Annotated in this window: 7 protein-coding genes; all 7 read right to left on the bottom strand. The window is 66.9% G+C overall.

Annotation, left to right across the window (positions count from 1 at the left end; genetic code table 11):
* Positions 1–133: 133 nt before the first annotated feature.
* Positions 134–1,798 carry an iron ABC transporter permease gene (locus tag OXU42_14430; GenBank protein MDE0030588.1) on the bottom strand — a complete coding sequence of 555 codons (1,665 nt, stop codon included), beginning with the start codon at positions 1,796–1,798 and terminating at the stop codon, positions 134–136.
* Between the two features lie 64 nt (positions 1,799–1,862).
* Complete coding sequence (locus tag OXU42_14425; GenBank protein MDE0030587.1) at positions 1,863–2,846, bottom strand: ABC transporter substrate-binding protein; 984 nt, start codon at positions 2,844–2,846, stop codon at positions 1,863–1,865.
* A gap of 24 nt (positions 2,847–2,870) precedes the next feature.
* Positions 2,871–4,163, bottom strand: a complete 1,293-nt coding sequence (locus OXU42_14420) for a citrate synthase (GenBank protein MDE0030586.1) — start codon at positions 4,161–4,163, stop codon at positions 2,871–2,873.
* A gap of 161 nt (positions 4,164–4,324) precedes the next feature.
* Positions 4,325–5,077, bottom strand: coding sequence for an SDR family NAD(P)-dependent oxidoreductase (locus tag OXU42_14415; protein ID MDE0030585.1), 753 nt, complete (start codon positions 5,075–5,077; stop codon positions 4,325–4,327).
* A 12-nt stretch (positions 5,078–5,089) separates the two neighbouring features.
* Complete coding sequence (locus OXU42_14410; protein ID MDE0030584.1) at positions 5,090–6,214, bottom strand: mandelate racemase/muconate lactonizing enzyme family protein; 1,125 nt, start codon at positions 6,212–6,214, stop codon at positions 5,090–5,092.
* A gap of 142 nt (positions 6,215–6,356) precedes the next feature.
* Positions 6,357–6,920, bottom strand: a complete 564-nt coding sequence (locus OXU42_14405; GenBank protein MDE0030583.1) for an O-acetyl-ADP-ribose deacetylase — start codon at positions 6,918–6,920, stop codon at positions 6,357–6,359.
* Positions 6,917–7,322: 5-methyltetrahydropteroyltriglutamate--homocysteine S-methyltransferase (locus OXU42_14400; GenBank protein ID MDE0030582.1), on the bottom strand; the 406-nt coding region annotated here is incomplete at its 5' end. The genes OXU42_14400 and OXU42_14405, both read right to left, overlap by 4 nt.

The raw sequence follows: 7,322 nt of genomic DNA, 5'->3' as shown, positions 1-7,322 counted from the left end.
AATGCCGCCGCCCCCGCCGCCGCCGCCGCCCCCCCCCCGCCCCCCGGTTTTCTCCCGCCCTAGCCGGGGCGGCTGTTGTTCCTCTCTCCTTCGGCTATGCACGCCATCTAGTGTCCTGTCCGGTTAGCGGCCCCTACCCCTCCCATGGCAGAACTCCCGGGGGCAGCCGCCGCGCGATCACCTGCGTCGCCAGCATCAACAGCAACACGACCAGCACCGTGACCACCGCGACCGAGGCCGCCAGCGTCGTGAAGCCGCCGTCGTCGAGGTTGAAGACGATGACGCCGAGCGTCTCCGCGCCCGAAGACCACAGGAGAGCCGATACGGTCAGTTCGTTGAAGGCGGTCAGAAACACGACGATGCCCCCGGCCGCTGCAATCGGCGCGAGCAGCGGCATCATCACCGTGCGCAGCCGGTACACGAGGGTGGCTCCCGCCATCTGCGCCGCTTCCTCAAGGGTCGGGTCGAGTTGGAGGTAGCCGCTGATCACCGGCCTCAAGCTCAACGTCAGGAAACGCGCCAGGTACGCCGCGAAAATGATCCACACGGTGTTGTAGATGCTGAAGCCCAGCAGTGGCAGCGGCTTCAGAAAGATCAGAATGGCGGCGATGGCGAGGACGACCCCCGGAAGCGCATAGGGAAGCTCCGCCGCCAGGTTCAGGGCGCCGAGGATGCGGCTGCGCCGCCGGGTCACGAAGTAGGCCAATACCAGGGAGACGCCCACCAGGGTCACGGCGGCCCCGCCCGCCAGGAAGAAACTGTTGCGAAAGGCACGAATCGTCGCGTCCTGCCGCGCAAGCACCTCGACATAGTTGTCCAGCGTCGCCGTGCCGGGCCCGAGCGTCACGCCATAGGCGGGGACCAGCGAGGTCGAGATCAACGCGGTCAAGGGCGCCACCAGAATGAAGAAGATCACGAGCCAGCTTGCCGCCTCCACGAACGGCCGCCAACCGCCGAGCTTGAAGTCGAGGGGCTGGGACGCCGGTCCGATGGTCCGGTAGTCGCGCCGCCGCAACATCCAGCCCTGGAGCAGAACGCCGGAAAACGCGATCAGCCCCACGACGATCGACAGCACCGCGACCTCGGAGATGATGGTGGGTCCGAAGCTCGACAACCGCTGATAGATCAGGGTCGGGAGCACGGTGTAGCGGGCCGGAATGCCCAGCAGAGCGGGGATGCCGAAGTTGCCCACCGCGGACACGAACGCAAGCGCGGCGCCCGCCACCAGCGCCGGCGTCATCACGGGAATGACCACGTCGCGCAGCACCCTGGCAATGCCCGCGCCGGAGGCGCGGGCGGCCTCGACGATCTCGCGCGGCAGGCCGCGCAAACCGGCCCGCATGGCCAGGAACACCAACGCGGAGTGCTGGATGCCGAGGAGCAGGCTGATGCCCTCGCGCGAGTACATGGGGTGCGGCGTGCCCGGCGGCGGCGCGATGCCGAGCGCGTTGAGAAGCGGACTCGAAGGACCGAACAACTGTATCCAGCTTAGCGCGGTGATCTGGGGCGGGATCATCAGGGGCAACATGAAACAAAAGACGAGGGCCCCTTTCGCGCGCACGTCGGTGAGCGCCACCGCCAAAGCAAACGCCGTGCCCAGAGCGATGGCGACAATCGTGCCCAGACCCGCCGTGAACAGGGTGCGCCCGGTGGTCCGCCAGGTCGAGGGCGCCGACAATACCTCTTCGAGGACCGCGGTATCGAACACGCCGCCCGGGGCGATGCCTTCCAGCAGGAGCCGCCCCATGGGCAGCACGCTCAGCAAGGCGACAAACAAGACAAGGGCGGCGAACAACATGTGCTCGCCGCCCCGTTGAAACCGTCCCCAGAGTCGGGTCAAGCGATGAACCCTCGCGGGTGGTCTAATTCCCGAAGACCTCGCTGAAACGCTTCTTGTTGCTTTCGGCCTCGGTGAGCGCCTTGCCGGCATCGAAGTCCATCAGGCTGATCTCGCTACGCTTGGGAAAGCCCGGCGGCGGCGTCACTTCCGGGTGGGCGGGGAGATACCCCTGACTCGCCGCGAGTTCCTGGCCCTGACGCGACAGCAGGAAGTCGACGAAGGCCTTGGCCGCCTCGGGGTTCTTCGCCGTGCTCAGGATCGCAACGGGCTCGGTGACCGCGCTCACGCCTTCCTTCGGGAAGACGAAGCTGACCGGCGATCCCTTGGCCTTCTCACGGATGGGGAGGAAGTCGACAACCATGCCGTACATCTTCTCGCCGCCGGCGACCGCGCGGAACGTGCCGCCGTTGCCGCCCTTGGGATTGACGCCGTTGGCCGCGAGCTTGTCGTAGTAGGACCAGCCCAGCTCGGGGTGAGCCGTCAGGGTGGCGAGATGGATCAGGGCCGCGCCGGAGGTCAGCGGGCTCGGCATCGCCACGAGGCCCTTGGCCTTGGCGTCGACGAGGTCCTTCCAGGACGAAGGCTTCATCGCGGCCTTGGTGTTGTAGACGATGCCGGTGGTGATGAGCTTGGTGGAGAAGTAGTGCTTTTCCTTGTCATGGAGGGCCGGATCGTAGACGCCCACGGGAGCATCGGCATGGGCCATCAGGCGGCCCTCGCGCTTCAGGCCTTCCATGGTGACCGTATCGGCGATCAGCAAGAGGTCCGGCCGCGGGCTCCCGGCCGCGAACTCGGCCCGAAGCTTGGCCATGACCTTGGTGGTTCCATCACGAATCCACTCGACCTCGACGCCGGGGTTTTCGGCCTTGAAGGCGTCGACCGTCTGCTGCGCATCCCGGTTCGGCTGGCTCGTGTAGAGCACGAGCTTGCCGGATACGGCCCAGGAGGGGCCTCCGAGGGCGAGCAGCGCCGCCAGAACGCTGGCCGCCGTGAGCAATCTTCTCATGTTCATTTCCTTTCCGCGGAACGTCTACGCCGCCTTCCGCCGGTCCATGGGCACGTAGTCGCGGATCTGCTCGCCCAGGTAGAGCTGGCGCGGGCGCGCGAGCTTCTGCTCGGGGTCCACCAACATCTCTTCCCACTGGGCGAGCCATCCCGAGGTGCGGGCGATGGCGAACAGCACCGGGAACATGCTCACCGGGAGGCCCATGGACTGGTAGATGAGGCCGGAGTAGAAGTCCACGTTGGGGTAGAGCTTGCGCGTGATGAAGTACTCGTCCTCCAGGGCGATGCGCTCCAGCTCCAGGGCGATGTCCAGAAGCGGGTTGCGCCCGGTTACCTCGAACACCTGGTCCGCGATCCTCTTGATGACCTTGGCCCTCGGGTCATAGTTCTTGTAGACCCGGTGCCCGAAGCCCATGAGACGCCCCTCCCCGGCCTTCACGCCCTTGATGAAGGCCGGCACCTTGTCCTTGGAGCCGATCTCCTCCAGCATGCGCAGCACCATCTCGTTGGCGCCGCCGTGGAGCGGTCCATAGAGGGCGGCGGCGGCCCCGGCCAGTGCCGAGTAGGGGTCGGTCTGGGAGCTGCCGACGTTGCGCATGGCGTTGGTGCTGCAGTTCTGCTCGTGGTCCGCGTGCAGGATGAAGAGCACGTCCAGCGCCTTCTCCAGCACCGGATCGGGCGAATACTTGAGCTCGGTCATCTTGTACAGCATGTTGAGGAAGTTGCCGGTGTAGCTGAGGTCGTTGTCCGGGTAGGCGTAGGGCAGGCCCATGGCGTGGCGGTAGACGAAGGCCGCCACGGTGGGAATCTTGCCCATCAGGCGATAGATCTGCTTGCGCCGGGAATCAGGGTCGAAGATGTTCTTGGAGTCGGGGTAGAACGTCGACAGCGCGGCGATGGAGCTCACCAGCGTCCCCATGGGGTGGGCGTCGTACTTGAAGCCGTCGATGAACTTCTTGATGTTCTCGTGCAGCAGCGTGTGGTGGTTGATGTTCCAGCTCCAGTCTTCCAGCTCCGCCGCGGTGGGAAGCTCGCCGTGGAAGATCAGGTAGGTGGTCTCCAGGTAGGTGCTTTCCTCGGCCAACTGCTCGATGGGGTATCCGCGGTAGCGCAGGATGCCGGCCTCGCCGTCGATGTAGGTGATGTGGCTGTGGCAGGACGCCGTGTTGAGAAAGCCCGGGTCATAGCTCATGAGGCCGAAATCGTCTTCGGAGGTCTTGATCTGACGAAGCTCGAATGCGTTGATGGCGCCGTCCTGAATCGGAATCTCGTAGGTTTTCCCCGTCCGGTTGTCCGTTACGGTTAAGTTGTCAGGCATGCCTGTTTCCTCTCTTCGCGATTTAGAAAGTAGGACTCTTAGAACATCCCCGGTAAGCGGTCAACCCATTTTTGACGGTCCTTCGGCTTGACATTTCGGGCCGGATTCGTTCTCGGAAAACCGCCGGGGAAGCCCCCTTCCGCGCCCGTCTCCGGCCCCGTTCACGCGCCGGTCAGGCGCATGCCGCCGTCCACCGGGAGGATCGCGGCGGTCACGTGGGCGGCCGCGTCCGAGGCGAGGTAGAGGGCCGCCCGGGCCACGTCCTCGGGCTCGCCGATGCGCCCGAGCGGCACTCTGTCAGCGTAGCGGGCGAGCTTCTCCGGGGTCGAGGTGTCCACCATGGGAGTGCGGTTGGGGCCGGGGCAGATGCAGTTCACGCGGATGTTCTGGCGCGCATGGTCCTCGGCCATGGCCTCGGTCAGGCGCACCATGCCGCCCTTGGAAGCGCAGTAGGCGGCGCGTCCGGCCTGTCCCATCATCCCCGAGCGGGCGGCGATGTTGATGATGACGCCGCCGCCGCGCCTGGCCATCTCCGGGATGGCGTGGCGGCACACGTTGAAGACGCCCTTGAGGTTGGTGTCCAGGGTGCGGTCCCACTCCTCCTCGGTGATCTCCGTCACCGCGCCGTTGGTGCGCACGCCGGCGCTGTGAACGACGATATCGAGGCCGCCGTAGCGGTCCACCGTGGCGGCCACCACCTCCTTCATCTCGTCCGAGGACCGGACGTCCGCGGGCGTGAACAGGGCCGTGCCGCCCGCCCCGCCGACGAGGGCCAGGGTCTCCTCGCCCTTGCTCGCCGTGGTCGAGGTCCCCGCCACGGCGCACCCTTCCCGCGCGAAACACACCGCGATGGCGCGCCCGAGGCCCGAGCCGAAGCCTGTCACCAGAGCGACCTTGCCTTCGAGTTGTGGCATGAGTCTCTTCCTTTAGTCCCGGGCGTACTCCCGCACGGCGTCTTCGTCGAGGACCATGCCGTGCCCGGGGGTTTCCGGCAGCGTCACCCAGCCATCCTCCGGGGCGGGCGGGTCCTTGTAGAGGGTCTTGGCCATGTGCCAGTCGTTGACGTGGAACTCGGTGCGCCAGCCGTTGGGCACGGCGGCGTGAAGGTTCATGTCGTAGTAGGCGCCGTTGCCGATGGGCAGGTCGAAGGCCTGCGCCACCGCCGCCGCCTTCATGCCCATGGTGAATCCGCCGACGGAGCCCACCTGGATGTTCAGGAAGTCCACCGCGCCGGCCCGCGCCAGCCCGGCCAGGCCGTGGAAGTCCTCCCATTGCCCGGCGGCGATGGGGATGGAGGTCTGGCGCCGGAGCGCCGCCAAGCGCTCGGGATCGTTCCGCAGGAGGGGCTCCTCGAACCACATGAGGTTGTAGGGCTCCAGCCGCTTGCACCAGCGCAGCGCCGCGTCGTAGCGCAGCAGGCAGGCGGCGTCCACCATGAGCTCCACCTCGTCCCCCACCGCTTCCCGCACCGCCCGCACCCGGCGCTCGTCCTCCGCCGGGTCATCCTCCCGGTGGGCGCCGCTGGCGCCGCGCATGTCGATCTCGCCGCGCATGTTGAGGCGTCCCACCATCAGCTTGAGGCGCTTGTGGCCGCGTTCCACCCAGTGCCGCGCCGCTTCCACCAGCGCTTCCCGGCCGTAGCTCCTGAGACCGAAGGTGAAGTAGCTGGGGACCGACAGTTGCGCCCCTCCCAGCAGGCGCCACACGGGTTGATCGTAGAGTTTGCCCTTGATGTCCCAAAGCGCCACGTCCACGGCGCTCACCGCCGGGTTCCACACGCCGGGCTCGGCGCGCGGGTTGAAGCGCCAGCGCATCTCGTGCATGAGGCGCTCGTTCTCAAGGGGATCGCGGCCGACGAGGAAAGGCGTGAGGTCCGCCTCGATGAACCGCAGGATGGCGGCCCCCGGGCCGTGACCGATCTCGGCCGTGCCGACCAGTCCTTGGTCGGTCTCCACCCACAACAGGTCGACAGAGGCGGTCCGGCGCTCGTGGAAGGGCAGGTCCAGGGGAATGTTCGAGAGCCGCCGGGTCTTGATGGCGCTGATCTTCATGGTCTCGAGTCTCCGTTTGTTTACTTGAAACGTCCTTCGACTTCGCTCCGCTACGCTCAGGACGAACGGTTTCTTCTTTCCGTTCGTCCTGAGCGTAGCGGAGCGTCAGCGGAGCGAAGTCGAAGGCCGCCGTCTCGATGCATCAGGTATCACCCGCGCCGAAGATCTGGTGCCGCACGAATACCTCCGCGTCCGCGGGCAGAAAGAACACCAGCCGGACTTCCCGGATGGAAGGGCAGGAACCCAGGGCGTCCTGGATGGCCCGGGAGGACACCGCGGCCGCCTCGTCCATGGGATAGCCGTAGATGCCGGTGGAGATGGCCGGAAAGGCCACCGTTGCCAGTCTCTCGTCCGCGGCGATCCGCAGGGAGTTGCGGTAGCAGCAGGCCAGCTTCTCCGCCTTGTCCGGGCCGCCGCTGCCGTACACCGGCCCCACGGTGTGGATCACGTGCCGCGCGGGCATGCGTCCCGCCGTGGTGAGCACCGCGCCGCCGGTGGGAAGCCCGTCCTGGTAGCGCGTGGCACGGATGCCGCGGCATTCCTCCAGGATGGCCGGCCCACCCGCCCGGTGAATCGCTCCGTCCACCCCGCCGCCGCCCATCAGCGTGCCGTTGGCGGCGTTCACCACCGCATCCACCGCCTCCCGGGTGATGTCTCCCACCTTGACGGTCACGCGGCCGCCCAGAAAGCTGGGAAAGTCAGTCACCCCCACACCTGCCGCGCGGTCTCCACCACCCGTTCGAGCTTGCGCTTCTGGTCGTCGGGCGTGATGAGGTTGCCTACCACGTCGGAGGAGAAGCCGCACTGGGGGCTGATGGCCAACTGCTCCAGCGGCAGGTAGCGGGCTGCGTCATCGATGCGCCGCTTCAGGAAATCCACGCTCTCAAGCTCCGGCACCTTGGTGCTCACCAGGCCCAACACTACTACCGTGCCCTTGGGGACGAAGCGCAGCGGCTCGAACCCACCGGCGCGTTCGGTGTCGTACTCCAGCAGCAGCCGGCGGTGCCGGAGTTCGGAAAACAGCCGTTCCGCCACCGCGTCGTACGAGCCCTCGCGGTGCCACATGCTGCGCTGGTTGCCGCGGCACAGGTGGATGCCGGACACGGCG

The organism is Deltaproteobacteria bacterium (assembly GCA_028818775.1).
In the GTDB taxonomy this organism is placed as follows: Bacteria; Desulfobacterota; Binatia; order UBA9968; family JAJDTQ01; genus JAJDTQ01.
The sequence above is the reverse complement of the archived record's forward strand: the minus strand, read 5'-3'. Positions and strand labels throughout refer to the sequence as shown.

Bases quoted from the DNA above. Each gene is read 5' to 3' on its own strand.
- OXU42_14420 (MDE0030586.1), bottom strand. From the start codon at position 4,163: ATGCCTGACAACTTAACCGTAACGGACAACCGGACGGGGAAAACCTAC.
- OXU42_14410 (MDE0030584.1), bottom strand. From the start codon at position 6,214: ATGAAGATCAGCGCCATCAAGACCCGGCGGCTCTCGAACATTCCCCTG.
- OXU42_14415 (MDE0030585.1), bottom strand. From the start codon at position 5,077: ATGCCACAACTCGAAGGCAAGGTCGCTCTGGTGACAGGCTTCGGCTCG.
- OXU42_14425 (MDE0030587.1), bottom strand. From the start codon at position 2,846: ATGAGAAGATTGCTCACGGCGGCCAGCGTTCTGGCGGCGCTGCTCGCC.
- OXU42_14430 (MDE0030588.1), bottom strand. From the start codon at position 1,798: ATGTTGTTCGCCGCCCTTGTCTTGTTTGTCGCCTTGCTGAGCGTGCTG.